Source organism: Xylophilus sp. Leaf220 (assembly GCF_001421705.1).
Taxonomy (GTDB): Bacteria; Pseudomonadota; Gammaproteobacteria; order Burkholderiales; family Burkholderiaceae_C; genus Xylophilus.
The window spans coordinates 152,839-178,668 of sequence record NZ_LMKO01000024.1; the positions used below are offsets into that span (position 1 = coordinate 152,839).

21 protein-coding genes are annotated in these 25,830 nt (G+C 71.4%); 11 read left to right on the forward strand and 10 right to left on the reverse strand.

Annotated features, from left to right (window positions below):
• Positions 1-60 precede the first annotated feature (60 nt).
• The 4 genes from ASE76_RS16290 to priA all read left to right on the forward strand — a co-directional run bounded on the left by ASE76_RS16290 (position 61) and on the right by priA (position 6,606).
• Positions 61-1,077, forward strand: a complete 1,017-nt coding sequence (locus ASE76_RS16290) for an asparaginase (protein ID WP_055841824.1) — start codon at positions 61-63, stop codon at positions 1,075-1,077.
• A gap of 133 nt (positions 1,078-1,210) precedes the next feature.
• Positions 1,211-2,185: a tripartite tricarboxylate transporter substrate binding protein gene (locus ASE76_RS16295; protein WP_055841826.1), complete on the forward strand. Its 975-nt coding sequence runs from the start codon at positions 1,211-1,213 to the stop codon at positions 2,183-2,185.
• Between the two features lie 115 nt (positions 2,186-2,300).
• Positions 2,301-3,410 carry a uroporphyrinogen decarboxylase gene (gene hemE, locus ASE76_RS16300; RefSeq protein WP_055841830.1) on the forward strand — a complete coding sequence of 370 codons (1,110 nt, stop codon included), beginning with the start codon at positions 2,301-2,303 and terminating at the stop codon, positions 3,408-3,410.
• Positions 3,411-4,467: 1,057 nt separating this feature from the next.
• Positions 4,468-6,606: a primosomal protein N' gene (priA, locus tag ASE76_RS16305; protein WP_236698501.1), complete on the forward strand. Its 2,139-nt coding sequence runs from the start codon at positions 4,468-4,470 to the stop codon at positions 6,604-6,606.
• A gap of 90 nt (positions 6,607-6,696) precedes the next feature.
• On the opposite strand, the gene ASE76_RS16310 is transcribed toward priA, so the two are convergent.
• Positions 6,697-7,653, reverse strand: coding sequence for an AEC family transporter (locus ASE76_RS16310; protein ID WP_055841833.1), 957 nt, complete (start codon positions 7,651-7,653; stop codon positions 6,697-6,699).
• Between the two features lie 386 nt (positions 7,654-8,039).
• On the opposite strand from ASE76_RS16310, the gene ASE76_RS16315 reads away from it, so the two are divergent.
• Positions 8,040-8,918 carry a class III extradiol ring-cleavage dioxygenase gene (locus ASE76_RS16315; RefSeq protein ID WP_055841835.1) on the forward strand — a complete coding sequence of 293 codons (879 nt, stop codon included), beginning with the start codon at positions 8,040-8,042 and terminating at the stop codon, positions 8,916-8,918.
• Between the two features lie 56 nt (positions 8,919-8,974).
• A complete protein-coding gene (locus tag ASE76_RS16320) occupies positions 8,975-10,072 on the forward strand; it encodes a pirin family protein (protein ID WP_055841838.1) in 1,098 nt (365 codons plus the stop codon).
• A 16-nt stretch (positions 10,073-10,088) separates the two neighbouring features.
• Here the strand turns inward: ASE76_RS16320 and ASE76_RS16325 are convergent, their stop codons facing one another.
• The 3 genes from ASE76_RS16325 to yjjJ all read right to left on the reverse strand — a co-directional run bounded on the left by ASE76_RS16325 (position 10,089) and on the right by yjjJ (position 15,590).
• On the reverse strand, positions 10,089-11,207 hold the full coding sequence (locus tag ASE76_RS16325) for an ABC transporter substrate-binding protein (protein ID WP_055841840.1): 1,119 nt from the start codon (positions 11,205-11,207) through the stop codon (positions 10,089-10,091).
• 161 nt (positions 11,208-11,368) lie between these two features.
• On the reverse strand, positions 11,369-14,041 hold the full coding sequence (locus ASE76_RS16330; RefSeq protein WP_055841843.1) for a PQQ-binding-like beta-propeller repeat protein: 2,673 nt from the start codon (positions 14,039-14,041) through the stop codon (positions 11,369-11,371).
• A gap of 244 nt (positions 14,042-14,285) precedes the next feature.
• Positions 14,286-15,590 (reverse strand): type II toxin-antitoxin system HipA family toxin YjjJ, encoded by a 1,305-nt coding sequence (gene yjjJ / locus ASE76_RS16335; protein ID WP_055841847.1) that lies wholly within the window; start codon positions 15,588-15,590, stop codon positions 14,286-14,288.
• Between the two features lie 165 nt (positions 15,591-15,755).
• On the opposite strand from yjjJ, the gene ASE76_RS16340 reads away from it, so the two are divergent.
• Together ASE76_RS16340 and ASE76_RS16345 are read left to right on the forward strand one after the other, a co-directional pair.
• On the forward strand, positions 15,756-16,232 hold the full coding sequence (locus ASE76_RS16340; protein ID WP_055841849.1) for a peptidylprolyl isomerase: 477 nt from the start codon (positions 15,756-15,758) through the stop codon (positions 16,230-16,232).
• 66 nt (positions 16,233-16,298) lie between these two features.
• Positions 16,299-16,829 carry an AAA family ATPase gene (locus ASE76_RS16345; RefSeq protein ID WP_055841853.1) on the forward strand — a complete coding sequence of 177 codons (531 nt, stop codon included), beginning with the start codon at positions 16,299-16,301 and terminating at the stop codon, positions 16,827-16,829.
• Positions 16,830-16,843: 14 nt separating this feature from the next.
• On the opposite strand, the gene ASE76_RS16350 is transcribed toward ASE76_RS16345, so the two are convergent.
• Positions 16,844-17,830: a tripartite tricarboxylate transporter substrate binding protein gene (locus tag ASE76_RS16350; protein ID WP_055841856.1), complete on the reverse strand. Its 987-nt coding sequence runs from the start codon at positions 17,828-17,830 to the stop codon at positions 16,844-16,846.
• Between the two features lie 61 nt (positions 17,831-17,891).
• Positions 17,892-19,106, reverse strand: coding sequence for a M20 aminoacylase family protein (locus tag ASE76_RS16355; protein ID WP_055841859.1), 1,215 nt, complete (start codon positions 19,104-19,106; stop codon positions 17,892-17,894).
• A 100-nt stretch (positions 19,107-19,206) separates the two neighbouring features.
• Here ASE76_RS16355 and ASE76_RS16360 point away from each other — a divergent pair, with 100 nt between their 5' ends.
• Together ASE76_RS16360 and ASE76_RS16365 are read left to right on the forward strand one after the other, a co-directional pair.
• Positions 19,207-19,572: a translation initiation factor Sui1 gene (locus ASE76_RS16360; protein ID WP_055841861.1), complete on the forward strand. Its 366-nt coding sequence runs from the start codon at positions 19,207-19,209 to the stop codon at positions 19,570-19,572.
• A 2-nt stretch (positions 19,573-19,574) separates the two neighbouring features.
• Positions 19,575-19,781, forward strand: a complete 207-nt coding sequence (locus tag ASE76_RS16365) for a DUF3820 family protein (protein ID WP_055841864.1) — start codon at positions 19,575-19,577, stop codon at positions 19,779-19,781.
• Between the two features lie 17 nt (positions 19,782-19,798).
• On the opposite strand, the gene ASE76_RS16370 is transcribed toward ASE76_RS16365, so the two are convergent.
• Together ASE76_RS16370 and ASE76_RS16375 are read right to left on the reverse strand one after the other, a co-directional pair.
• Complete coding sequence (locus ASE76_RS16370; protein WP_055841867.1) at positions 19,799-20,812, reverse strand: tripartite tricarboxylate transporter substrate binding protein; 1,014 nt, start codon at positions 20,810-20,812, stop codon at positions 19,799-19,801.
• 79 nt (positions 20,813-20,891) lie between these two features.
• Complete coding sequence (locus ASE76_RS16375; protein ID WP_055841870.1) at positions 20,892-21,989, reverse strand: tartrate dehydrogenase; 1,098 nt, start codon at positions 21,987-21,989, stop codon at positions 20,892-20,894.
• A 130-nt stretch (positions 21,990-22,119) separates the two neighbouring features.
• Here ASE76_RS16375 and ASE76_RS16380 point away from each other — a divergent pair, with 130 nt between their 5' ends.
• Complete coding sequence (locus ASE76_RS16380) at positions 22,120-23,043, forward strand: LysR substrate-binding domain-containing protein (RefSeq protein ID WP_055841872.1); 924 nt, start codon at positions 22,120-22,122, stop codon at positions 23,041-23,043.
• 39 nt (positions 23,044-23,082) lie between these two features.
• Here the strand turns inward: ASE76_RS16380 and ASE76_RS16385 are convergent, their stop codons facing one another.
• Positions 23,083-24,654, reverse strand: coding sequence for a methyl-accepting chemotaxis protein (locus ASE76_RS16385; RefSeq protein WP_055841875.1), 1,572 nt, complete (start codon positions 24,652-24,654; stop codon positions 23,083-23,085).
• A gap of 265 nt (positions 24,655-24,919) precedes the next feature.
• Positions 24,920-25,828: a general secretion pathway protein GspB gene (locus ASE76_RS16390; protein ID WP_055841879.1), complete on the reverse strand. Its 909-nt coding sequence runs from the start codon at positions 25,826-25,828 to the stop codon at positions 24,920-24,922.
• Positions 25,829-25,830: the final 2 nt, after the last annotated feature.

Sequence of the window (25,830 nt, forward strand, 5' to 3'; positions counted from 1 at the left end):
CCTTTCGGCCCTTTCGCGCGTTCTGCGCCGACGACCTCCGCACCCTCACTGCCGACACCCATGACCTCCCTGCCCCCGACGCCAGCCCGCAAGCCCCGCATCGCACTGCTCGCCACCGGCGGCACCATCGCCGGCGCGGCCGCCTCGGCCACCAGCACCAGCGCCTACACCTCGGCCGTCACCGGCGTCGAGGCGCTGCTGGCCGCGGTGCCGCAGATCGCCGACGTGGCCGCGGTGCGCGGCGAACAGGTGCTGCAGATCGGTTCCGAGAGTTTCGACAACGCCCGGCTGCTGACGCTGGCGCGCCGGGTGGCGGCGCTGGCCGCGTCCGAAGCGGTGGACGGCATCGTCATCACCCACGGCACCGACACGATGGAAGAGACCGCCTACTTCCTGCACCTGACCATCCCCACCGCCAAGCCCATCGTGCTGACCGGCGCGATGCGCCCCGGCACTGCCCTGAGCGCCGACGGCCCGCTCAATTTGCTCGACGCGGTGACCGTCGCCGCGCATGCCGGGTCGGCCGGCAAGGGCGTTTTGCTGGTGATGGACCAGCAGGTCCACAGCGGCCGCGACGTGGCCAAGACCCACGCCAGCCGCACCGACGCGTTCCGCTCCGAATACGGCCCGCTAGGCACGGTGGCCGACGGCCAGGTGCGCTTCTACCGCCTGCCCGCGCGGCCCCACACCGTGGCGAGCGAATTCGACATCGCCCGCATCGACACGCTGCCCGAGGTCGGCATCGTCTACGCCCACGGCAACACCAGCCCCGCGCCGTACGAGGCGTTGGTCGATGCCGGCGCCCGCGCCATCGTCCACCTGGGCTTCGGCGGCGGGACCGTGCCGGACTACCTGGAAGCGACCCTCCAGGCGGTGCAGGCCCGCGGCGTGACGGTGGTGCGCGCCACCCGCATGGCCGGCGGCGGGGTAACGCGCAACGGCCCGGTCGACGACGACGCCCTCGGCTCGGTCGCGGCCGACGACCAGAACGGGGTGAAGGCGCGGCTGCTGGCGGCGCTGGCGCTGGCGCAGGGATGCGACGCGGGGGCGATGCAGCAGGTGTTCTGGCGCTATTGAGCCCGTCGGGAGCCGGCCGCCCCAGTCGAGGCGATAGCGGCGCTTTTCGAAGCCGCGAGGCCCGTTATGGCGGGCGTTCTCATCGATGGCCCGGTGCTTGCATGAAGCACGCTTTGCCGCACCAGGACCGACCATGACCTCCACCACCCGACGATCCCTCCTCGCCGCGGCTGCCGCCACCCTGGCCACGCCCGCACTGCTGCATGCGCAAGATGCCTATCCCTCCCGCGCGCTGCGGATGGTGGTGCCGTTTCCGCCGGCAGGCGCGGCGGATTTTCTGGGGCGGGCGGTCGGGGAGCGCCTGTCGCAGGCGCTCGGCCAGCAGGTGCTGGTCGACAACCGCAGCGGGGCCGGTGGCAACATCGGCACGCAGGCGGCGGCCCAGGGCGACCAGGAGGGCTATACGCTGCTGCTGACCGGGTTGCCGTTCGCGGTCAACCGTTTCCTGTTCCGCACGCTGCCGTTCGACCCGGACCGCGACTTCGACCCGGTCGCGCTGATCGCCACGGTGCCCAATCTGATGATCGTGCCGGCCGATTCGCCGGCCAATACGGTCGAGGAGTTCATCGCCTATGCCCGCAAGCGGCCGGGGCAGGTGAACTACGCCTCGATCGGCAACGGCACCTCGCTGCACCTGGCGGGCGCGCAGTTCAACAACGCGGCCAGGCTCGACATGTCCCATGTCCCGTACAAGGAGACCGGCACCGCCAACGCCGACCTGGTGGCCGGGCGGGTGGACGTGATGTTCCAGACCATCTCGGCCGCGGCGGGCCTGGTGCGCGGCCACAAGGCGAACGCGCTGGCGGTGACCAGCGACACGCGGGTGCCGGCCTTCGCCCAGGTGCCCACGCTGAAGGAAGCGGGCGTCGACCTGGTCACCGTGGGCTGGTTCGGCCTGCTGGTGCCGGCGAACGTGCCGCCGGCCCGCAAGGCGCTGCTGGAGCGGCTGACGCTGGCCGCGGTGCGCGACCCGGCCCTGTCGGTCCGCATCGCCGACAGCGGCTGCATTCCCCGCCCGCTGGGCAGCCAGGATTTCAAGGCGTTCATCGGCGACGAGACCCGCCGCCTGGGGGAGGTGGTGCGCAGCGCGGGCATCGTGGCGAACTGAAACGCCGGGCCCGCCGCACCCCGCGGGGCGGGCGTGCCGGGACCCTCCGCGACCGGGGTGCGGTCGCGCCGCTGTCCTATCGCCGCGGACACCACCCCCTGCCACAATCCGGCGCATGTTTGCCCCCCTTCAGAACGACACCTTCCTGCGCGCCTGCCGGCGCCAGGCCACCGACCACACCCCCGTCTGGCTGATGCGCCAGGCCGGGCGCTACTTGCCCGAGTACCGCGCCACGCGGGCCCAGGCCGGCAGCTTCATGGGCTTGGCCACCAACCGCGACTACGCGACCGAGGTCACGCTGCAGCCGTTGGAGCGCTATCCGCTCGACGCGGCCATCCTCTTCTCCGACATCCTCACCGTGCCCGACGCGATGGGCCTGGGCCTGTCGTTCCAGCTGGGCGAGGGACCGAGGTTCGCCCATCCGGTGCGCGACGAGGCCGCGGTGGCCGCGCTGGAAGTGCCCGACATGCACAAGCTGCAGTACGTGTTCGACGCGGTGTCGTCGATCCGCCGGGCATTGAACGGCCGGGTGCCGCTGATCGGCTTCTCGGGCAGCCCCTGGACGCTGGCCTGCTACATGGTCGAGGGCGCAGGGTCCGACGACTACCGGCTGGTCAAGACCATGCTCTATGCCCGTCCCGACCTGATGCACCGGATGCTGGCCGTCAACGCCGACGCGGTGGCGCAGTACCTCAACGCCCAGATCGACGCCGGCGCGCAGGCGGTGATGGTCTTCGACAGCTGGGGCGGGGTGCTGGCCCATGCGGCCTTCCAGGAGTTCAGCCTCGCCTACACCGCCCGGGTGCTCGCCCAGCTGAAGCGCACCGGCCCCGACGGGCAGGACGTACCCCGCATCGTGTTCACCAAGGGCGGCGGCCTGTGGCTGCAGGACATGGCCACGCAGCTCGATTGCGAGGTGCTGGGCCTGGACTGGACGGTGAACCTGGGGGCCGCCCGGGTGGCGGTCGGCGGGGCCGTGGGCGGCCCGGGCAAGGCCCTGCAGGGCAACATCGATCCCAACGTGCTGTTCGCCCCGCCCGCGCAGATCGACACGCAGGTGGCACGGGTGCTGGAGAGCTTCGGCCGCCCGCACACCGACACCACCACCACCGGCCCCACCCACATCTTCAACCTGGGCCACGGCATCAGCCAGCACACGCCGCCGGACCATGTGACGGCCCTGGTGGAGGCGGTGCACCGGCATTCGCGCCGGCTGCGCGCCTGATGCCGCGGGGGCCGCACGGTACACAGGGCCCCCGACCGGTGCACCCCACGCATCCGGCATGCGCTGTTATGCACAAAAAAAGCCATACCGCAGCGCAGCACGGCACTTTTCGTTATCTGCCGGGCACATCCCCGGTGCGTTTCGCAAGTGGTTGATTCATAAGGAATTCGCAAGCTGCTTTTTTGGCAGGCATCCTAGGAAGAGCAAGGTTTCATGCGGGCTGGCGGCGATCGCCACGAAGCTATCAACAAAGTTATCCACAGAAAATCGGGACTGTCGCGCAAAGCCCTTTCGAATCAAGGACTTAGCTCCTTCTCCAGAGGAAAGACGGGATGTTCGGCGCGTAGATCTCCAAAAGCTGCCGTTCGTCGGCCGGTCGGCTGCTTTTCAGACCCTTCGCATGGAGGCAGCAACCCCTTCACCCACCCGCAACCCGCGCCGTTGCTGGGCCTGGTGCTACCTTCCCTGACAGACCGTCACGCTGACGATGCCGAAACGGGCCTGTCAAGCAAAAAATTGCGGTCCGAAGGCTTGCTTATGCACACGAACCATGAAAGTGCTTTTTTCGGGCATTTCCAGGGCCCATCTCCACCGCGGCGTCCGGATGCACTCGTAAGTGCTTGATTCGTATGGATTTGTTGCGATGCCTCTTTCGCAGGCAAAACGTGTAAAGCCATGCGGGGCGCGGGCTTAGCACGGCTCGACACGTCCTATCAACAAAGTTATCCACATAAGGACGGCACAACATCCGGATAGCGGAAAAGCGATGGTGGATGCGATCCGGCGCGCAGTAGGCCGCATCGAAGGCCCCGGTCTTGTGCACAGGCTGGACCCGGCGACTGGGGCACAATGGAGCGCCCCCTGCTATCAGATTGCACCTGCAGTTCGGCATGGCAAGCTGTTGATATGGAACACTATTTTCATATCCGGCAGACCCGGGGCCGGCGGCGACGCCCTTGCGGCGATGCGGCCCCGTCCCCACCCTCGGACAGTCTGTCAACAAAGTTATCCACAGAAACGGCTTTTCCGTGCCGAAAAGTGCTTCTAAATCAATCCCTTGGAACACGCTCTGCAAAACCCGCTCGAAGTCGGTACCGGCGCCGTCGTATCGGTGCTGGTGCAGACCCCCGCCCACAGTGCCATCGCCGGCCCCCTGAGCTACCGCGCCGCAGGCCCGTTGGCCCCGGGCACGCTGGTGCGGGTGCCGTTGGGCAGCCGGGAAACGCTGGGGATCGTGTGGGACGCGGCAGAAGCCGCAGGCCTGCCGCCCGCGACCGCTCTGCGGCCCCTGTCGGCCGTGCTGGACGCCCTGCCGCCGCTCGGGCCCGGCTGGCGCCGGATGGTGGAGTTCGCCGGGCGCTACTACCAGCGCGGCGCCGGCGAGGTGGCGCTGGCCGCCCTGCCGCCGGCCCTGCGGGCGCTCGACCCGGTACAGCTGGCGCGCCGGCTCAAGCGCAGCCCGGGTACCGCAGCCGAGATCGCATTTGCTCCTGAAACCATAGCACCCAGCCGGGAGCAGGCCACGGCCATCGCCCGATTCGGTGCGGAAACCGGCCCGTTCCTGCTGTTCGGTGCCACCGGCAGCGGCAAGACCGAGGTCTACCTTCGCTGCGTGCAGGACGCGCTGCAGGCCGACCCGCTGGCTCAGGCGCTGGTGATGGTGCCCGAGATCAACCTCACCCCGCAGCTGGAAGAGCGCTTCCACGCCCGCTTCCCCTCCACCGACTCCGACGGCGCACCCGCGGTGGTCTCCATGCACAGCGGCATGACGCCGCCGCAGCGGCTGCGCAGCTGGATCGCGGCGCACACCGGCCGCGCCCGCATCGTGCTGGGCACCCGGATGGCGGTGTTCGCCTCGATGCCGCACCTGCGGCTGATCGTGGTCGACGAAGAGCACGACCCGAGCTACAAGCAGCAGGAAGGCGCCCGCTATTCGGCCCGCGACCTGGCGCTGTGGCGCGGCCGGGAGGAAGGCGCCAAGGTCATGCTGGGCTCGGCCACGCCGTCGCTCGAGAGCTGGCACGCCAGCCGCCCGGCCACCCCGGACGACCCGGGCGGCCGCTACGCCCGGCTGGAGATGCCGGCCCGCATCGGCGCCGGTGCGCTGCCCCGGGTGCGGCTGGTCGACATGAACCACCAGCCCAGGCGCGCGGTGGTCTCGCCGCCGCTGCTGGCCGCCATCGGCGAGCGCGTGGCCCGGGGCGAGCAGGTGATGGTCTTTCTCAACCGGCGCGGCTACGCCCCGGTGCTGCACTGCCCCGACTGCGGCTGGAAGAGCGACTGCCCGCACTGCAGCGCCCACCAGGTGTTCCACAAGATCGACCGCACCCTGCGCTGCCACCACTGCGGCACCACCTCGCGGGTGCCGCGCGGCTGCCCGGCCTGCGGCAACGTCGACATCGCCCCGCTTGGCCGCGGCACCGAAAAGCTGGAGGAGCACCTGTCGGAGCTGCTGGAAGGCATCCGCCGGCCCGACGGCGGCCGGGTGCGCATCGCGCGGATCGACGCCGACACCACCCGGGCCAAGGGCGCGCTGGAATCGCAGCTGGCCCAGGTGCACGCGGGCGACGTCGACGTGCTGGTCGGCACCCAGATGATCGCCAAGGGACACGACTTCCGCCGCATCACCCTGGTGGCCGCGGTGAACCCGGACGGTGCCCTCTTCTCCAGCGATTTCCGCGCGCCGGAGCGTCTCTTCGCGCTGCTGATGCAGGCCGGCGGCCGCGCCGGGCGCGACGCCGCCCACAGCGCAGGCAGCGAGATGTGGATCCAGACGGTGCACCCCGCGCACCCGATCTTCGCGGCCCTGAAGGCCCACGATTTCCCCGCCTTCGCCGCTCAGCAGATCGACGAGCGCCGCTCGGCCGGCATGCCCCCCTTCGCCGCCCAGGCCCTGGTGCGGGCCGAAGCGCGGACCCAGGAGGTGGCCCAGGCCTTCCTCACCGCCGCCCGCCAGGCCGCGACGGATGCCGGCCTGGACGCCACCGGCGAGGTGGTCGCCTTCGGCGCCGTGCCGATGGCGATGCAGCGCGTCGCCAACGTCGAGCGCGCCCAGATGCTGCTGGAGAGCTCGTCGCGCGGCGCCCTGCAGCGCTTCCTGGCCGCCTGGCAGCCGCTGCTGCACACCACCCGCGCCGACCCGGCGCACAAGGGTTTGATCCGCTGGGCGGTGGACGTGGATCCGCTGGCGATCTAGCGGGCGGCGCCAGCTACAGGCACCCACCACCTTGCTACAAAATAAATAGCTGCTAGCCGGCGAAGTACGCCGGCTACAGCCATTTTTTCTTCAAACCCGCCACGCCACCGCCGCCGAAAAGCTCAGGAACGCCAGCACCGTCGACACCAGGATCACCCGGGCGATCCGCCCGTTGTGCGCACCGAAGCGCTCGGCCAGCATCGACACGTTGCTGGCGCTGGGCAGTGCGGCCACCAGCACCAGCGCCGTCAGCGCCAGCGGCTCGAGCGGCGCGCCGAGTGCCGCCGCCGCCGCACCGGCGCACAGCACCAGCGCCGGATGCAGCAGCAGTTTGGCCAGCGCCAGCAGCACCGGGCCGCGCCACGGCGCAGGGCCCGCCGCACCGTCCATGCCCGCACGGGCCAGCACCGCTCCGATGGTGAACAGCGCCACCGGCGATGCCGCGTCCGACAGCAGCGCCACCGTCTGCTCCAGCGGCCGCGGCAGCACGAAGCCGGCGGCCGAGGCGCCGATGCCGAGTGCGATCGACCACGGCATCGGGTTGGTCGCCATGCCGCGCAACGCCCGCCGCAGCGCCGCCAGCGCGCCCGCAGCGCCCGCGCCGTCCAGGCGCGACAGCGCCACGCAGAGCGAAGTGGTCAGCACCATGTCGATCGCCATCGTCTGGATCACCGGGCCGGCCGCCGCGGGCCCGAGCAGCGCCGCCAGCAGCGGCACGCCCATGAAGCCGGTGTTGGGAAACGCCGCCACCAGCGCGCCGAAGGCCGCATCGTTCCAGCCGACGCCCGCGCGCCGCGACATCGCCACCACCAGCCCCACCATCAGGCCGGCGCAGGCCAGGTAGACGGCTGCCACCCGCAGGTCGAGCAGCTGGTGGATCGGGGTGCGCGCGCCGAAGCGGTAGAGCATGCAGGGCAGCGCGAAGAACAGCACGAAGCCGTTCAGCCCCGGGATCGCCGCCAGCGGCAGCAGGCCGCGCCGCGTCGCCAGCCAGCCGCAGAAGATCAGCGCGAAGAACGGGAAATTGACGGCGAGGATGGCGAGCACTGCGCGATTCTCGCAGCGGGCCCGCCCGGCCGGCCGGCCCGGCGTGCCGCCGGCGACAGGCAAAAAAACGGCCTGCACAAGGCAGGCCGTGAAGAGAGACACCCCAAAACAATCTACGGATGCACCGCCGGCCCCCACGGCAGCGATGCGCCCGCCACCCCCTGCCCGGCTCGCCACCCCGGCTCCTGGGAGCCCGGACAGTCCGCCTGTGCAGCGGGTGCAGGTGGACTTTAGGCCGGCGGTCCCGGCGCGGGAAGCGATGAAAACGCGGCTGCTTATCCGGTGTGCACATAAGGCCGCCCGCATGCACCCACTGCAGCAGCCCTTGCGATAAGCCCCTAGAGTCGCCATCTTCCCTGCGCATCCAGCGCAGACGAGGATCCGACATGACGCACACCGCACCCGACAGCCGCCTGCCCACCTACTTCATCTCCCACGGCGGTGGGCCGTGGCCGTGGATGCGCGACCGCATGGGCGGCACCTACGACCTGCTGGCCGCGTCGCTGCAGGACATGCCGCGGCAGCTGGGCCGCACCCCCGCGGCGGTGCTGGTGGTGTCGGGCCACTGGGAGACCGATGCGGCCTATGCGGTGATGGCATCGGCCCGGCCGCCGATGCTCTACGACTACGGCGGCTTCCCGCCGCACACCTACCAGGTGCAGTATCCGGCGCCGGGTGCGCCGGCGCTGGCCGAGCAGGTGCGGGACCTGGTCGCCGCCGCCGGCCTGCCGGTAGGGCTGGACCACCGGCGCGGCTTCGACCACGGCACCTTCTCGCCGCTGGCCGTCGCGTTTCCGGCGGCCGACGTGCCGGTGCTGCAGCTCTCGATCCGCAGCCACTACGACCCGGCCGAGCACCTGGCGCTGGGCCGGGCGCTGGCGCCGCTGCGCGACCAGAACGTGCTGATCGTGGGCAGCGGCCTGAGCTACCACAACCTGCGGCATTTCGGGCCGCAGGCGCGCGACGTGTCGCGTGCCTTCGACGACTGGCTGGAGCGGACGCTGGTGCAGACCGACCCGGCCGCCCGCAGCGCGCACCTGCTGCACTGGGACGCCGCCCCCGCCGCCCGCATCGCCCATCCGCAGGAAGACCACCTGGTGCCGCTGATGGTGGCGCTCGGCGCGGCCGAGCAGGAGGCGGCGGTGCGGGTCTACCACGAGGACGCGTTCATGGGCGGGCTTTCGGTGTCGAGCTTTCGCTTCGGCGCCGCGCCGGGCGATGCGGGCGCGGCCACGGCGGCCGCCCCGGCGCTGGCCGCCGCCTGACCCGCGCGGCCGACACCTCCGCCGCAACCGTACGCACCGACTTCGGATCCATCGCCATGCCCCACGACACCCCCGCCCATCCCGTCCTCGCCGTGAAGCCGCTCGGCTTTCCGTGGGAGACGGCCGACCCGTTCCTGTTCTGCGTCTACCACGACGACGCCTATCCGCAGGCCACGCCGCAGATGGGCCCCGCCGCCTCGCTGGCCGGCCGCGACATCGGCCAGGACTTCAGCCGCAAGGACGGCTGGAGCATGTACCACGGCGAGACGGTGCCAGGCTTTCCGGCGCACCCGCACCGCGGCTTCGAGACGGTGACCATCGTGCGCAAGGGCCTGGTCGACCATTCGGATTCGCTGGGCGCGACGGCGCGCTTCGGCCAGGGCGACGTGCAGTGGCTCACCGCCGGCGCCGGCGTGGTGCATGCCGAGATGTTCCCGCTGCTCGACGCCGCGCGGCCCAACCCGCTGGAGCTGTTCCAGATCTGGCTGAACCTGCCGGCGCGCAGCAAGATGTCGCCGGCGCATTTCACGATGCTGTGGTCGCATGCGATCCCGCGCCGGGTGTTCGCCGACGACGCGGGCCGGAGCACCGAGGTGGCCGTGATCGCCGGCCGTATGGCACCGGCCGCGGATGCCGTCGCCGCCGCCACCGATGCGCTGGAGCCGCTGGCCCCGCCGCCCGATTCCTGGGCCGCCCAGGCCGATGCAGACGTCGCCATCTGGACGGTCCGCATGGCGCCCGGCGCCCGCTGGACGCTGCCTGCTGCGGCAGGAGCCAATACCAACCGCAGGCTGTATTTCTTCAAAGGCGACGGCGTGGCCGTGGGTGGCCAAACCATCGGTTCGCATGCCGCGATCGCGCTGCACCCCTCGGTGCCGGCGGAACTGCACAACATCGGCGGCACCGAGGCCGAATTCCTGCTGCTGCAGGGCCGGCCGATCGGCGAGCCGGTGGTGCAACACGGCCCCTTCGTGATGAACAGCCAGGCCGAGATCCGCCAGACGGTGGACGACTACCGCCGCACCCAGTTCGGCGGCTGGCCGTTCGCCGACACGGCACCGGTGCACGGGCGCGACCCGGCCCGGTTCGCGCGGCACGGCGACGGGCACGAGGAGCGGCCGGCGCCGGTGGCCACCGAGCCCCAGCCGCGCTGAGGGCGCTTGCCCGTATTCAGGAGATGAAGCGCCCGTCCTTCGCCAGCATCGAGATGTCGGTGTACGAGGTGCCGAACTGGCGGCCGCCGGTGTAGTCGAGCTTGTAGTTGCCGTAGGCCAGCGGCCCGTCGCGCAGCGCATCGGCGATGGCCGCGGCGGTGGCGGTGCCCTTGGTGCGGGCCAGCGCATCGGTATACGCCCGGCCCAGCAGGAAGCCCTGGTAGGTGAGGTAGTTCTTCGGCGCGCCGGCCGCGGCCAGGGCGGCTTCGTAGTCGCGCATCAGCGGGCTGGTGCTGGCGAACGGGTTGGGCACCACCTGCGAGACGATCAGGCCCGAGGCGCTCGAGCGCACCGACTCCACCAGCCCGGGCGTCGCGCCTTGCGACAGCAGGTAGATCGAGCCGGGATAGATGTGCGCCTGCTGCAGCTTCTCCAGCAGCAGCTTGACGCCGGCGCCGGCATACACCATCACCACGAAGCTGGCCTTCGAATCGACGAAGGCCTTCAGCACCGCGTCGGCGTTGGAGCCGTCGGGCGCGGCCGCCGCCGAGCCCTTGAAATCGAGCTTGTTCTCCTGCGCCGACAGCTTGGCGCTCTCGACCCACGAGGCACCCGCCGGCACGTCGGTGTGCACCACGAACACGCTCCGGTGCGAGATGGTGGAGCCATGCCGAACCATGTTCTTGACCTCGTCGCCGTAGCTGGCGCACGAGAAGAAGGTCCAGTCCTGCCGGACCTTGCGGACGCTGTCGTCGCCGGTCAGGGCGAAGAGCGGAACCTTGCGCTCCTCGCAGTAGGGCATCACTGCCTTGGCGACGCCGGTACCGGTCACGCCGATGACCGAGACCACCTTTTCCTGCTCGACCAGCCGCCTGGCATTCTGCAGGGCGGTGGGGCCGTCGAGCTTGTCGTCGAGCGTCACCAGCTCCAGGTGCCGTGCCGGGTTCTTGCGGTTGGCATGGTCCAGCGCAGCCTTGATGCCCTGGGTGTACATGCCGCCCATCTCGCCGAAATTGCCGGAAAGCGCGACCGTCTGGCCGATGCGGACCACCTCCGCGGCCCGGATACCGGTGGACAGGAGTGGCAGCGGTGCGAGCGCGGCGGCGCGAACGAAGGTACGGCGACTGAACGACATGGTGCAGGGAACTCCACGTGCTGTGTTGAAGGGATGCTACCAACGGTAACAAGCACGGAGTATGCCGACCGATCGCGTTCCTTCCCAGTGCAGGAGATGCCGCCTGTCGGAGCGCGCGGCATCCCGCGCCGTGTTGGCGCGGGATGCCGGGCCGGGAACCGCTACCGGGCGGCCTTGCCCGCCGGCAGGGCGTAGGCGATCACGTAGTCGCCCACCTTGGTGCCCAGCGAGCCGTGGCCGCCGGCGACCACCACCAGGTACTGCCGGCCGTCGGTGCCGGTGTAGGTCATCGGCGTGGCCTGGCCGCCGGCCGGCAGCCGGTGCTGCCAGAGCTGGCGGCCGTTGGCCACGTCGTAGGCCCGCACGAAGTAGTCGATCGTGCCCGACAGGAAGGCCACGCCGCCCGCGGTGACGATCGGGCCGCCAAGGTTGGGCACGCCCATCTTGAACGGCACCGGAATCGGCGACTGGTCGCGCACCGTGCCGTTGCGGTGCTGCCAGGCCACCTTGCCGGTCGCCAGGTCGGCGCCGGCCACGTAGCCCCAGGGCGGCGCGATGCAGGGGACGCCGAAGGGCGAGACGAAGGGGCCGAGCTTGATGGCGAACGGCGCGCCGAAGTTCTCGTTCAAGGCCGGCAGCGCGCCCTGCGGCGGCGAGCCGCCCTGCACCAGTTGCGTGGTGGCGTCGGTGCGCGGCACCAGCGTCGAGACGAAGGGCAGGTACGTCGGCGTGGCGAACACGGTGCCGCGCTGCGGATCGACCGCCACGCCGCCCCAGTTGAAGACGCCGAAGTTGCCGGGGTAGATCAGCGAGCCGCCGGTCGAGGGAGGCGTGAACCGGCCCTCGTAGCGCAGCTTGTGGAAGGCGATGCGGCAGTACAGCTGGTCGAACACGGTGGCGCCCCACATGTCGCGGCCGGCCAGCCGCGGCGGGTCGAACGACAGGGCCGAGCGCGGCTGCGTCGGCGCGCTGCGGTCGCCGGCGGCGGCCCCCTGCGGCGCCGGGTCCTCGGTGACCGGCAGCACCGGGGTGCCGGTGCGGCGGTCGAGCACGAACAGTTCGCCCTGCTTGGTGGGCTGCACCAGCGCGGGCACGGTGGCACCGTTCACCTTCAGGTCGACCAGGCTCGGCTGGGCCGGCACGTCGTAGTCCCACAGGTCGTGGTGCACCGTCTGGAAGTTCCAGCGCACCTTGCCGGTGGCCAGGTCGAGCGCGACGACAGAGGACGAGTATTTCTCGACCGCCGGGCTGCGGTTGCCGCCCCACTGGTCGGGCGGCTGGTTGCCCAGCGGCACGTAGACCATGCCCAGGGCCTCGTCCACGCTGGAGATCGACCAGCTGTTGGGCGAGTTGACGGTGTAGCGCTGGCCCGGGCCGATCGGCGCGGTGTCGTCGGGGTTGCCCGAATCCCAGTTCCAGACCAGCGCGCCGGTGGCGATGTCGAAGCCGCGGATCACGCCCGACTGCTCCTTGGTGGAGACGTTGTCGAGCACCGTGCCGCCCACGACGATCAGCTTCTGCGTCAGCACCACCGGCGAGGTCGAGTAGTAGCTGCCGGGGTTCAGGTTGGGCATGTTCGCCCACAGGTCGATCTGGCCGCGGCCCTGGCCGAAATCGGTGCACACCGCGCCGGTTTCCGGATCGAGCGCGATCAGCCGGCCGTCGGCCGTGGGCATGAAGAGCCGGGCCGGGCATTGCGCGACGGTGCGGGCGCCGTCGGCCGCGGCGACCGGCTGGGCCGACTGGCCGGCACGGGCGGCGGGCTCGGTGGGGGCGACCGCGGCGGTGGCCGCTGCAGGCGCCGGTGCGGACGGGCCGGCCGGCGACGGCGAGACGACGGCCGTCGGTGCGGCGGCCGGGGCCGTGTCGGCAGCCGTCGGAGCCGCCACCGGTGCGGGCGCGGCGGCAGGGGCGACCGCGTCACCGGCCACCACAGGTGCCACCGCGCTCGAACCGGCGGCGGCAGGGGCGGAGGCCGCCGTGGCTGCCGCGGCCTGGTACGACAGGCCGCGGCAGGTCAGGTGCTGCAGCGCCAGTTCGCCCTGGATCTTCGGGTCGTAGCGCCATACCTCGGCCCCGGTGGTGGCGTCGAGCGCGATCACCGACTGGTGCGGGGTGCAGAAGTAGAGCCGGTTGCCCACCTTGAGCGGGGTGGCCTCGAAGGTCGTCTCTACCGGGTCGCCCGGACGGCCGCGCACGTCGCCGGTGCGGTACTGCCAGGCAACCTCCAGGCCGTCGACGTTGGCGGGCGTGATCTGGGCCAGCGGCGAATAGCGCTGGCCGAAGCCGGTGCGGCCGTAGGCGTGCCATTCGCCGGGCGGCACGCCGTCGGTGGCCGGCGCGGTGGCGGCGGTATCGGCCGACGGCAGGCTGCCGGCGACCTCGTGCCGGTCGACGAACCACGACGCCACGCCGATCGCCGCGAACAGCGCCAGCACCGCGCCCAGCGCCGCACCGCCGCCCCGCCGGGCCGACGGCACCGCGCCGGGGCCCGCCAGCAAGCCGCGCCGCGCCCAGGGGGTGAGCATCAGCACGCCCAGCACGAACAGCACGTCGCCGCGCGCGGCCAGCGGCCACCAGTCGAGGCCCACCTCCCACAGCGACCACGCCAGCGTCACCGCCACCAGCGCCGCCATCAGCCCCAGAGCGGCCGGACGGCGCCGCACCAGGAGCACGCCCACCGCCAGCAGCGCCAGCCCGGCCGGCAGGTAGTACCAGGAGCCGCCCAGCACCACCAGCCACAGCCCGGCGCCCGCCAGCACCGCCCCGGCCAGTGCCGTCAGCACCCCCAGGACGACAGGAAAACGGGAGCGGGTGGGCGTGTGGATGGCCATGGAAATCCTTCGTGCTGCAGAAGGCAGCGGCTGGGCGAATGCAAGCGCAGGAGGATGACGGACGTCGCAGCGCAGCGCACTAGGCGGACGACGTCATCGGTTGTAGGAGCGGCGCCAAACATCGCCCTCTGGCAAATGCATTGCTATCGTTTAGATAGCTGCTGGCCGGCGCAGATCGCCGGCTACAGCCATTTTTCATTCGAAAAGACGCGCTATGCGCCAAGGGTCGGCCGGCGTCTCGCCGCTAACGCCCCAGATGCTGCAGGTTGTCCGTCGCGATCCGGCGGAAGCCGGCCGACACCCGCGCGTCGGTTGCCACCGCATCCCAGAACACCCGGGCCAGTGCGCGCGCGCGGTCCCATTCGGCCAGGGTGGCGGCGGTGGGCTGCAGGCCGCGGGCGGCGAAGTCGCGCAGCACCAGCTCGTTGCCGACCGGCGCGTAGAGCATCGGCAGCATGTCGTAGGTGGGCGAGAGCACCCAGTCGTCGTCTTCCAGCAGCAGCGAGATGTTGCCGTAGTGCCGGTCGGTGTTGGCGATCAGGATGCCGTAGGCCTCCAGCAGCCGCAGGTGGGCCGCGTCCGCCGCGGTGAGCAGGCCGCGCGCCACCATCCGGTTGGCGGTGGCGGCCCAGTTGTCCATCTCGCCGACGTATTCCGAGTCGTAGACCAGCAGCGACACCATGCCGATGCGGCCCTGCGCGGTGCGGTCGAAGCGCTCGGCCTCGAAGAACACCCGGCCCGCGCCGGTGTGGATGCGGGTGCGGGCCGCGGGCAGGCCGGCATCCGCCAGCACCTGCAGCGCCAGGTGCTCGCAGACCAGCAGGTCGCGGGTGCGCTGGTCGACCGGGCCGTCGCCGGCCGGCGAGAACTTCACGATCACGTGCCGGCCGCCCACGACGGTGCAGAACTTGGGCTGCTCGCCGCCGGCCGACGAGCCCGGAAGCGTCCCCTGCATCGCGCGCTCGGCCAGCGCCGGGTACGCATCGGCCGCATCGACCCGGCTGGCGCGCGCCGGTAGCGTGTGGAAGCGCTGGAACGCCGCCTCGCCCACCACCAGGTTGCCCGGCAGGTCGTCGCCGAAGAGCGCCAGCGCGCGCAGCACGTCGTCGTCGCTCCAGTGGCGCGGGTCGGTGCCCAATTGCAGCTCGGGGTGGGCATGCGCGAAGGTGCGGCCCATGAAGCCCTGCGGCCGCATGTCGTTGAGGAACCAGGGCAGGCCGTCGTGCCGCTGGCTCAGGCCGTCGGCCTCGTCGGCCCAGAGCGCGCCTCCCTCCAGCGGCACCAGCCGGGCGAAGGGCGAGGCCCGGCCCTCTGCGTCGATTCGCATCGCCGGGATCTCGCGGCCGATGCCCGCCAGCGTGCGCGGCAGCACGTAGCGCCGGGAACGGGCTGCGCCGACGGCCAGCACCTCGCCGGACTGCAGCAGCGGCGCCAACGCACGCGAGACGGTCGGCTGGCTCACGCCCAGCAGCGCCTGCAGCTCGGGGCTGGAGAGCACGCTGCCGGCACGGCGCAGCGACTGGAGGACGGTGGTGGAAGCGGTGGGCATGCCGGAATATTGAAGTGAATAGATATTTTCAACGTATTCCCTTTCGGGTCAACGACTTGATGGACAGGTTGAATAAATCGCGGAACCGCGCTGCAGCCCTTCACCGCCAGGGACACGCGCGGTCGGCGAAAATCCGGGGCTTTGCACCCTCCTCCGAAAGCCGCCATGAAGATCGAGAAAAACACCGCCGTCACCCTCCGCTTCAAGGTGGCCGACGCCCAGGGCAAGCTGATCGAGCAAAGCGCCGAGCCCACCGCCTACCTGCACGGCGGCTACGACAACACCCTGCCGAAGATCGAGGAAGCGCTCGAAGGCCAGGAGGTCGGCTACACCACCACCCTGGCCCTGCAGCCTGCCGACGCCTTCGGCGAGCGCGACGAATCCCTGGTGCGCACCATCCCCAAGAGCGAGTTTCCGCCCGGCGTGAAGGTCGGCGGCCAGCTGGAAGGCACGACCGACGGCGGCTCGCCCCACGTCTTCCACGTGATGAAGATCAAGGGCCAGGAAGTCCTGCTGGACGGCAATCACCCGCTGGCCGGCAAGGCGCTGCGGTTCACCATCACCGTGACCGGCGTGCGGGCGGCCTCGGCCGAAGAGGTGGCGCACGGGCATGTGCACGGGGCGCACGGGCACCACCATTGATCCGTCGAACGCGGTGTCGCGGCAGCCGCCGAGCCGCAAGCCCCGCATGACGCCGCCACACGACCGATGAGCCTGCTCGACCGACTGGGCCCGCGCATCTGCGTCATGGGGCCCTCCAACAGCGGCAAGTCGACCCTGGCGGTGGCCATCGCGCGCCGCCGGGGCCTGCCGGCCCTCCACCTCGACCAGCTCTACCACCAGCCCCATACCGACTGGCAGCCCCGGCCGACGGCCGAATTCCTTCGGCTGCATGCCCTGGCGATCGAGGGGGCGCGATGGGTGATCGAGGGCAACTACAGCAGCTGCATCGCCCCTCGGCTGGCGCGCGCCACGGGCCTGATCCTGCTGGACGTCCCGACCGCCACCAGCCTTTTCCGGTACTTCCGCCGCACTTGGTGCGAAACCGACCGCAAGGGGGCGCTGGACGGCCAAATGGACAGCGTGAAGTGGCAGATGCTCCACCACATCGCCGTCGTGACCCCGCGCAACCGCGCGCGCTACGCCGCGATGTTCGAGGAATCCGCTCTGCCCAAGGTTCGGCTCGCGACGCGTGCTGCGATCGACTGCTTCTACAGCGCGGAAGCGCTGGAACGCTGACCGCCCCGCCGCCCCTACTCGATCCGCGCCCCCGACGACTTCACCACCACCGCCATCGTCTCCCAGTCCGCCCGCAGCAGCTGCGCGAACGCGGCGGCGCTGGTGCTGCGCGGCTCGACGCCCAGGCGCTTGAAGCGTTCCTGGATCGCCGGGTCGGCCATCACCTTGTTGATCGCGGCGTTGAGCCTTTCCACCTCGGCGGGCGGGGTGGCGGCCGGGGCCAGCACGCCGATCCAGGAATCGAAGACGTAGCCGGGCACGCCGGCCTCGGCCACCGTGGGCAGCTGGGGCAGGAAGGCGCTGCGGGCCTTGCCGGTGCCGGCCAGCAGCCGCACCCGCGGGTCGGCCTGCAGCCCGATCACGCCGATGCTCGAAGAGGTGACGGCCTGTACCCGGCCGGCCAGTACCTCGTTGACCGCCTCGCCGGTGGATTTCATCGGGATGTGGGTCATCTCCAGCCCGGCCTTGGCGAGGAACGAGGCCATCGCCAGGTGGGTGGCGCTGCCGTTGCCGGCCGAGGCGTAGTTGTACTGGCCGGGCTTGGATTTCACCTCGCGCACGAAGTCGGCCAGGGTGGCGACGCCCGGCATGTTGGCCGCGGCGGCGATCACGTAGTCGGCGGTGCCGACCTGGGCGACGCCCACGAAGTCCTGCAGCGGCCGGTAGGGCAGCTTGGCATACAGGTGGTCGGCGATATGGTGGCTGGCCGCGGCCAGCACCAGGGTGTTGCCGTCGGCGGGGGCCTTGGCCACGTAGGCGGAGCCCACCGTGCCGCCGGCGCCGGCGCGGTTCTCGACCACCACGCTGGCGCCGCCCAGGGCCTGGCCCAGCTCGGCGTTGAAGGCGCGGGCCACGGTGTCCTGCACCGCCCCCGTGCCGAAGGGCACCACCATGCGGATGATCCGCGTCTGCTGGGCCCGGGCCCCACCCGCCAGCGCGGTGCAGGCGATGGCCGCCAGGCCGGAAAGCGCACGGCGGCGCAGCAGGAAATCGGACGACATCGAGACAACCTTTCTCACGCGCCGGGCACGGCGACGAAACGGGGGAAGAACGTGTTCGACCTCAGGCCGCGATGCTGCCCTGGGCCGCCGGCATCCAGCGCTGGACCAGATGGACGTAATAGCTGGCGCCGATGGGGATGATCGCGTCGTTGAAGTCGAACGAGGTGTTGTGCACCACGCAAGGACCGGGCCCGTGGCCCGGGTCGCGGTGATCGCCCTCGCCGTTGCCCAGGAAAGCGTAGCAGCCGGGGCGCACCTGCAGCATGTGGGCGAAGTCCTCGGCGCCCATCACCGCCGGGAAGTCCTCGACCACCATCGCGTCGCCCACCACCTCGCGCATCACCTCGGCGGCGAAGCGCGATTCTTCCGCGTGGTTGACCACCGGCGGCGATGCGCGGCGGAACGCCACCTCGGCCGTGCATTCGTGCGCCGCGGCAACGTGCTCGGCCAGGGTGCGCATCCGCTCCTCGATCCTGTCCAATGCCGGCAGCGAGAAGGTGCGCACCGTGCCGCCGACCGCCGCGGTGTCGGGGATCACGTTGGGTGCGTTGGAGCCCTCCAGCTGGGTGACCGCGACCAGCGCCCGCTCGGTGCTGGCGATGCTGCGCGGCACGATGGTCTGCAGCTGCTGGGCCAGCGCGACCACCGCGCCCACCGGGTCGATGCCGGTGTGCGGCATCGCGGCGTGGGTGCCGCGGCCGCGCACCGTGATCCGGTAGGTGTTGCTCGACGCCATCAGCGCGCCGGGGTTGAGGGCGAACTTGCCGACCGCGCCGGTCGGGAAGTTGTGCAGCGCGAAGACGGCGTCGCAGGGAAAGCGCTCGAACAGGCCGTCCTCGATCATCCGCCGGGCGCCGGCCTTGCCCATCTCTTCGGCGGGCTGGAAGATGAAGTGCACCGTGCCGTCGAAGGGCGCGCTCTGCTGCGACAGGTGCCAGGCGGCGGCCAGCAGCATGGTGGTGTGGCCGTCGTGGCCGCAGGCGTGCATCCGGCCGGGGTTCTGCGACCGGTGGGCGAACGCGTTGGCCTCTTCCATCGGCAGCGCGTCCATGTCGGCGCGCAGGCCGATGGTGCGGCCGCCGGTGCCCTTCTTCAGCACGCCGACCAGGCCGGTGCCGGCGATGCCGCGGTGCACCGCGATGCCCCACTCCTGCAGCAGCCCGGCGACGATGTCGGAGGTGCGGTGCTCCTCGAAGCCGAGTTCGGGGTGGGCATGGAGGTCGCGGCGGATCGCGACGAAACGGGCGACATCGGCAAAAGCGTCGGTAGGGTGCATGGCGGGCCTGGGGGATTTCGAGCGATGGGGAAATCCATTCTGGCGCAAGACCCACAATCGCGGGTCCCCGATCCGATCCATCCCCAAGCCCCTTCGCACCATGAGAAGCCCAGACGCCCGCGGCGGCCTCGTCTATTCGACCGACACCGGCCGCACCTGCCCCGCCTGCCGCCAGGCCGCCGCCGACTGCCGCTGCAAGGCCCTGGCCGCGGCCGCCGTGCGCGGCGACGGCAAGGTGCGGGTGCTCTACGAGACCAAGGGCCGCGGCGGCAAGGGCGTGACCGTGGTGCGCGGCCTGCCGCTGGCGCCCGACGCGCTGGCGGCGCTCGGCAAGCAGCTGCGCACCGCCTGCGGCGCCGGCGGCACCGCCAAGGACGGCGTGCTGGAGATCCAGGGCGACCACCGCGACCTGGTCATGGCCGCGCTGGAGAAGCAGGGCCACGCGCCCAAGCGGGCCGGAGGCTGACGGTGGACGTGGCCGACCTGCAGAAGCTGATCACCCGCGAGATGCCCTTCGGCAAGCACCAGGGCTGCCCGATCGCCGACCTGCCGGCCAACTACCTGCACTGGTTCGCCCGCGAAGGCTTTCCGCCGGGCGAGATCGGCCGGCTGCTGGCGCTGATGTTCGAGATCGACCACAACGGCCTGCGCGACCTGCTGGCGCCGCTGCGCTGAACCGCGCCCCACCGCGGCTATTCGATCGTCACCTTGCCTTCCTTGACCAGTCGGGCGAACCGTGCGGTCTCGTCGGCGATCTGGCGCGCCATCTCCTGCGAACTGTCGCCGCGCGGCTCGGCACCGATCGCCTGCATCCGCTGCGCGAACTCGGGCGAACGGATGATCCTCGCCATGTCGGCATGGAGCCGGGCGACCACCTCGGGCGGAGTGCCCGCCGGGGCCAGCACGCCGAACCAGGTGCCGATGTCGAAGCCCTTGAGCCCGGCCTCCTCCATCGTCGGCACGTCGGGCAGGACCGACGAACGTTTGGCAGTGCTCACCGCCAGGGCGCGCAGCTTGCCGCTGCGGATGTGCTGCAGCACCGGGGTGATCGTGTCGAAGGACATCGCCACCTGGCCGCCCAGCAGGTCGACGGTGAGCGGACCGCTGCCCTTGTAGGGCACATGCAGCAGCCGGATGCCGGTGCTGGCCTGGAACTGGGTGCCGATCAGGTGCTGGGCGGTGCCGTTGCCGTTGGACCCGTAGGACAGCTCGGTCGGAGATGCCTTGGCAAGGGCGACCAGCTCCGCCACGTTCTTCGCGGACGTATGCGCCGGGTTGACCACGAGCACGTTGGGCACCATCGCCACCGTGGTGACCGGCGCCAGATCCTTCTGGAAATCGTAGGGCAGCTTCTTGTAGACGCTGGTGGCGATCGTGTGGTGCACCGCGCCCATCAGCAGCGTGTAGCCGTCGGGCTTGGCCTTGGCCACATAGTCGGCGCCCAGCGTGGCGCCGGCGCCCGGCTTGCTCTCGACCACCACCGGCTGGCCGAGCGCCTGCGACAGCGGCTCGGCCAACGCGCGGGCCAGTACGTCGGTGGTACCCCCCGCCGGGAAGGGCACGACCAGGCTAATCGGACGGCTGGGATAGCCGCTCTGCGCCAGCGCGAACGGCGCCGCCGCCGCCAGGCAGGCCGCGAGTGCGCAGCGCTGCAGAGCGGTGCGGAGGCGAACCTGCCGCGGTACGGGGGTCGGAAAGGTGGGCATGGTCTGTCTCCGGAATTGTTGTTGTGGTGCAGGAAATCCGCCCGCCGCGGTACCCGGCGAGGCGATGAGGCATAACGCCTCAGGCAGCGCGCAACGCGGCGGGTCGGGCCGCCAGGTGCTCGCAGACCGCGCGCGTCACCTGCTCGGTGGTGGCGTTGCCGCCCAGGTCGCGGGTGTGCAGCGCCGGGTCGGCCGTCACCCGCTCCACCGCCTGCATCAGGCGCGCCGCAGCGGCCGCCTCGCCCAGGTGCTCCAACAGCATCACAGCCGACCAGAAAGTGCCGACCGGGTTGGCCAGGCCCTGTCCCATGATGTCGAAGGCCGAACCGTGGATCGGCTCGAACATGCTCGGATAGCGGCGCTCGGGATCGATGTTGCCGGTGGGTGCGATGCCCAGGCTGCCGGCTAGCGCCGCGGCCAGGTCGCTCAGGATGTCGGCATGCAGGTTGGTGGCGACCAGCGTGTCGAGCGAGGCCGGCCGGTTCACCATGCGGGCGGTGCAGGCGTCGACCAGTTCCTTGTCCCAGGCGACGTCGGGGAACTCTTTCGACACCTGCACCGCGATCTCGTCCCACATGACCATCGCGTGGCGCTGCGCGTTGCTTTTGGTCACTACCGTCAGCAGCTTGCGCGGCCGCGACTGGGCGAGCCGGAAGGCGAAACGCATGATCCGCTCCACGCCGGCGCGGGTCATCATGCTCACGTCGGTGGCGGCCTCGATAGGATGGCCCTGGTGCACCCGGCCGCCGACGCCAGCGTACTCGCCCTCGGAGTTCTCGCGCACGATGACCCAGTCGAGCTGTTCGGGCGTGCAGCGCTTGAGCGGGCCGTCGATGCCTGGAAGGATGCGTGTCGGCCGCACGTTGGCGTACTGGTCGAAGCCCTGGCAGATCTTCAGGCGCAGTCCCCAGAGCGTGACGTGGTCGGGGATGTGCGGATCGCCGGCCGAGCCGAACAGGATCGCGTCCTTGTCGCGCAGCGCGTCCAGGCCGTCGGCCGGCATCATCTCGCCGTGGGCGCGGAACCAGTCGCCACCCCAGCCGAAATCCTCGAAGACGAACTGCAGGCCGCCGCCCTCGGACGCGGCCAGGGCCTCCAGCACGCGGCGACCGGCGGGGATCACTTCCTTGCCGATTCCGTCTCCCGGGATGGTGGCGATGCGGTAGGGGCGGTTCATGCGGGGTCCTTGTAAGGTCTGTGTGGAAAAAAAAGGGGGGTACGAGGTGACACTGTAGGATCGTCCTGCGCGATAGACACACCCCGGAAGTGAAGCCATCGTTAACCTGCAGTCAACAATCCGCATCGTTATGAGCGCCTCCATTCAGCCTGCCGACTTGGGCTTCTTCTCGACCCTGGCCGGTGCCGGCAGCCTAAGCGCTGCCGCCCGCGAGATGGGGGTAACGACGCCCGCGGTGAGCAAGCGGCTCGCCGCGATGGAGGCGCGGCTGGGCGTGGCGCTGGCCAACCGCAGCACCCGGCGCATGGGCCTGACGCCGGAGGGCGAGCTGTACCTGGAGTACGCCCGGCGCATCCTCGGCGAGATCGACGACCTGGCGCAGTTGCTGGGCAGCACCCAGGCCGAGCCACAGGGGCTGCTGCGGGTCAACGCCACGCTGGGCTTCGGCCGCAGCCACGTGGCGCCGGTGATCTCGGCTTTTGCGCGCCGGCACCCGCAGGTCGAGGTGCAGTTGCAGCTGTCGGTCAATCCGCCCGCGTTGACCGACGACGCCTTCGACGTCTGCGTGCGCTTCGGTGCGCCGCCCGAAGCGCGGGTGGTGGCGCGGCGGATCGCCTCGAACCGGCGGCTGCTCTGCGCATCGCCCGCCTACCTGGCGCGGGCCGGCGTGCCCAAGGTGCCGCACGACCTGGTCCGCCATGCCTGCATCGGCATCCGCCAAGGTGACGAGGCCTACGGCGTGTGGCGGCTGGCCCTGGGCCGGGCCGCCGCCCGCACCGCCGAGGCGGTCAGGACCCGCGGCATGCTCACGACCAACGACGGCGCGATCGCGGTGCTGTGGGCGCTCGAAGGCCACGGCATCCTGATGCGGGCCGAATGGGACGTAGCCCACCACCTGCAGGCCGGCCGGCTGGTGGAGGTGCTGCCACAGTACCGCACGCCCGACGCCGACATCTACGCGGTGTACCCGCGCCGCCACCAGATGTCGGCACGGGTGCGGGTGTTCGTCGATTTCCTGGCGGCGGCGCTGGCGAAGCGGCAGCCGGGGGAGTAGGACGCGGGGGCCGGCGCCTGAGCCCGCGCGCTGCCGGGCTCAGGCCGCGAGCCGCGGCGCGCCTTCGTGCTGCAGCCGGAATACCGCCACCGCGGCCACCAGCTGGGCCGCCTGGGACTCCAGCGAGCCGGTGGCGGCCGCGGCTTCTTCCACCAGCGCGGCGTTCTGCTGGGTCACCTGGTCCATCTGGGTGATGGCCTGGTTGACCTGCTCCAGGCCGGTGGTCTGCTCCTGGCTGGCCGAGGTGATCTCGCCGACGATGTCGGTCACCCGGCGCACGCCCTGCACCACCTCGCGGATCACGCCGCCGGCCTCGTCCACGAGCCGGTTGCCGGCATCGACCCGCATCACCGAATCGTCGATCAGGCCCTTGATCTCCTTGGCGGCGGTGGCGCTGCGCTGTGCCAGGGTGCGCACCTCGGCCGCCACCACCGCGAAGCCGCGGCCCTGCTCGCCGGCGCGGGCGGCTTCCACCGCCGCGTTCAGCGCCAGGATGTTGGTCTGGAAGGCGATGCCGTCGATCACCGAGATGATGTCGACGATCTTGCGCGAGGCGGTATGGATCTCGGCCATGGTCGAGACCACGTTGCCGACCACCACGCCGCCGCGCGCCGCCAGGTCGGAGGTGGACTGCGCCAGCTGGTTGGCCTGGCGGGCGTTGTCGGCGTTCTGGCGCACCGTGGCGGTCATCTGCTCCATCGACGCGGCGGTCTGCTGCAGGGCGCTGGCCTGCTCCTCGGTGCGGGTGGAGAGGTCGAGGTTGCCGCTGGCGATCTCGCTCGACGCGGTGGCGATGCCGTCGGCGCCGTGGCGCACCTGGCCGACCGTCTCGCGCAGCCGCTGTCCCATCGCATCGAGGGCCTGCAGCAGCCGGCCGGTCTCGTCCAGGCTGGTCGCGCCGACGTCGGTGGTGAGGTCGCCGGCGGCCACCGTCTGGGCCACCGCCAGGGCGCGGTCCAGCGGACGGGTGATGCTGCGGGTGATCAGGTAGGCCAGCACGGCCGCGACCAGCAGGGCGGCGGCGCCCAGCACCAGCATCTGCGCCAGGCCACGCTCGTAGCCCTGGCGCACGCTGGCTGCGGCGGCGTCGATCGCGGCGCGCTGCTCGTCCAGCAGGGCCTGCAGGCTCTTGAGGTAGCGCACGCCGGCGGGTTGGAACTCGGCGGTGAAGAGGCGGTCGGCCTCGTCGGCGCGGCCCTCCTGCTTGGCCTTGGCGACCGCGTCGCGCACCGCGATGTAGGCCTTGCGGTCCTGGACCAGGGCGGCGAAGAGGGTCTTCTCCTTCGGCGAGGCGAGCAGTTCCTCCAGACGCTTCTGCTGCTCGGTCGAATTGCGCGAGGACTGGGCGCTCTCTTCGGCGAAGAACGTGGCGAGCGAGGGATCGGCGCTCTTGGCGACGGCGGTGGTGCGCTTCACGCTGGCCTGGATCACGCTGTACCAGTCCGACACCAGCCGCTCCTTGGTCAGCGGCAGGGCCATCATCTCGGCCGATTCGGCGGCCACCGCCTGCAGCCGCCAGACGCCCACGGCGAGGATGGCGGCGGTCAGCAGGATGAGGATGCCGAAGCCCAGGCCGAGGCGGGCGCCGATGTTGAGGTTTTGGAGTCGCATGGAAGATCCGGGTAATGGTTTACCCGGATTTCGGCGCACATCGCCCCAACTTGAGGCATTTCACACGGCGGACATGGCACCGACCGATCCCGAGACGGGCGCAACGCCGCCGACGGATACGGAACACCAGCGCCGTGGTTCCAAACAAAAAGGGCCTGCAGCCGGCTCTGCATGCCGGCCTATTGCTACAAAATAAATAGCAAAACCATCCGCACCGCGCACCGCCGCCCTGTTCCCGGGCACCGGCCCGGCGCATGCGACCGGATCAGTACGGCACCGAGAAGCGCTGCCCCTTGAAACGCAGCACCGCCGCCTTGGGCTCGATCCGCTCCAGAACCACGTCGGCCCCGGCCGGATCGCCTTCGCTGAGCACCTGGCCGTTGACGATCACCATGCGGTAGCGCGGATTGCTCGAATAGGTGGCGCCGCTGACCGCCAGCGGCGGCAGCTGGCGGCGCACCGACTCGGGCAGCTCCGCCAGGGCGGGAACGCGCGGAGCAGGCTCCGGGGCCGGAGCGGCCACCGGAGCCGGCGCAGGCGCCTTCGGGGCGGCCGCCACCGGAGCCGGTGCCCGGGCCGGGGTGTCGCGCGCGGCTGCGGGCGCCGGGGCCGGCGCGGCGGAGGGGGCCTGGACCTGGGCGACGGCCCGGTCGCGGCTGCCCGGCGCGGATGCCGGGTTGGAGGACGAGGCGGGGGCCGGCGTCCGGGCAGGTGCAGGTGCAGGTGCAGGTGCAGGTCCAGGTGCGGGGGTCGGAGCCGGCATCGGTGCCGGTGCAGACGCCGCGTCGGCCCCAGACGAGGCGCCGACGGCAGGCACGCCGGGCGACGCGCGCGGCACGGAGGCCGCCGCCGCGGAGGGCTCCGTGGCGGCCGACAGCGGCGCCGCGGCGGCAGGCGCAGCGGGTGCCGGGGCGAGGCCCGCTGCGCCGGACGCCACCGCCGCCGCGGGCACCACGCCGCCGCGCGGCGCATCGTCGCGCAGCCACCACCAGCCGCCGGCGGCCAGCACCGCCACGCCGGCCGCGAGCGCCGCCACGGTCACGGCGGTCCGGGGGCCGCCGGTGGAACCGCCCTCGGGCGGTGGTGCCGAGGCGGCGGGCGTGTGCAGCCCGGGGACGGCGCCGCGGCCGCGTTCCGCGTCGGCGCGCCGCAGGGCGTCGAGGATGTAGGACATGC

Excerpts from the sequence above, each read along its gene's own strand:
- hemE (WP_055841830.1), top strand. The coding sequence starts at position 2,301 with ATGTTTGCCCCCCTTCAGAACGACACCTTCCTGCGCGCCTGCCGGCGC.
- ASE76_RS16325 (WP_055841840.1), bottom strand. The coding sequence starts at position 11,207 with ATGTCGTTCAGTCGCCGTACCTTCGTTCGCGCCGCCGCGCTCGCACCG.
- ASE76_RS16340 (WP_055841849.1), top strand. The coding sequence starts at position 15,756 with ATGAAGATCGAGAAAAACACCGCCGTCACCCTCCGCTTCAAGGTGGCC.
- ASE76_RS16320 (WP_055841838.1), top strand. The coding sequence starts at position 8,975 with ATGCCCCACGACACCCCCGCCCATCCCGTCCTCGCCGTGAAGCCGCTC.
- ASE76_RS16380 (WP_055841872.1), top strand. The coding sequence starts at position 22,120 with ATGAGCGCCTCCATTCAGCCTGCCGACTTGGGCTTCTTCTCGACCCTG.
- ASE76_RS16330 (WP_055841843.1), bottom strand. The coding sequence starts at position 14,041 with ATGGCCATCCACACGCCCACCCGCTCCCGTTTTCCTGTCGTCCTGGGG.
- ASE76_RS16360 (WP_055841861.1), top strand. The coding sequence starts at position 19,207 with ATGAGAAGCCCAGACGCCCGCGGCGGCCTCGTCTATTCGACCGACACC.
- ASE76_RS16350 (WP_055841856.1), bottom strand. The coding sequence starts at position 17,830 with ATGTCGTCCGATTTCCTGCTGCGCCGCCGTGCGCTTTCCGGCCTGGCG.
- ASE76_RS16355 (WP_055841859.1), bottom strand. The coding sequence starts at position 19,106 with ATGCACCCTACCGACGCTTTTGCCGATGTCGCCCGTTTCGTCGCGATC.
- ASE76_RS16390 (WP_055841879.1), bottom strand. The coding sequence starts at position 25,828 with ATGTCCTACATCCTCGACGCCCTGCGGCGCGCCGACGCGGAACGCGGC.
- ASE76_RS16315 (WP_055841835.1), top strand. The coding sequence starts at position 8,040 with ATGACGCACACCGCACCCGACAGCCGCCTGCCCACCTACTTCATCTCC.
- ASE76_RS16375 (WP_055841870.1), bottom strand. The coding sequence starts at position 21,989 with ATGAACCGCCCCTACCGCATCGCCACCATCCCGGGAGACGGAATCGGC.
- ASE76_RS16295 (WP_055841826.1), top strand. The coding sequence starts at position 1,211 with ATGACCTCCACCACCCGACGATCCCTCCTCGCCGCGGCTGCCGCCACC.
- ASE76_RS16345 (WP_055841853.1), top strand. The coding sequence starts at position 16,299 with ATGAGCCTGCTCGACCGACTGGGCCCGCGCATCTGCGTCATGGGGCCC.
- ASE76_RS16290 (WP_055841824.1), top strand. The coding sequence starts at position 61 with ATGACCTCCCTGCCCCCGACGCCAGCCCGCAAGCCCCGCATCGCACTG.
- ASE76_RS16385 (WP_055841875.1), bottom strand. The coding sequence starts at position 24,654 with ATGCGACTCCAAAACCTCAACATCGGCGCCCGCCTCGGCCTGGGCTTC.
- yjjJ (WP_055841847.1), bottom strand. The coding sequence starts at position 15,590 with ATGCCCACCGCTTCCACCACCGTCCTCCAGTCGCTGCGCCGTGCCGGC.
- ASE76_RS16370 (WP_055841867.1), bottom strand. The coding sequence starts at position 20,812 with ATGCCCACCTTTCCGACCCCCGTACCGCGGCAGGTTCGCCTCCGCACC.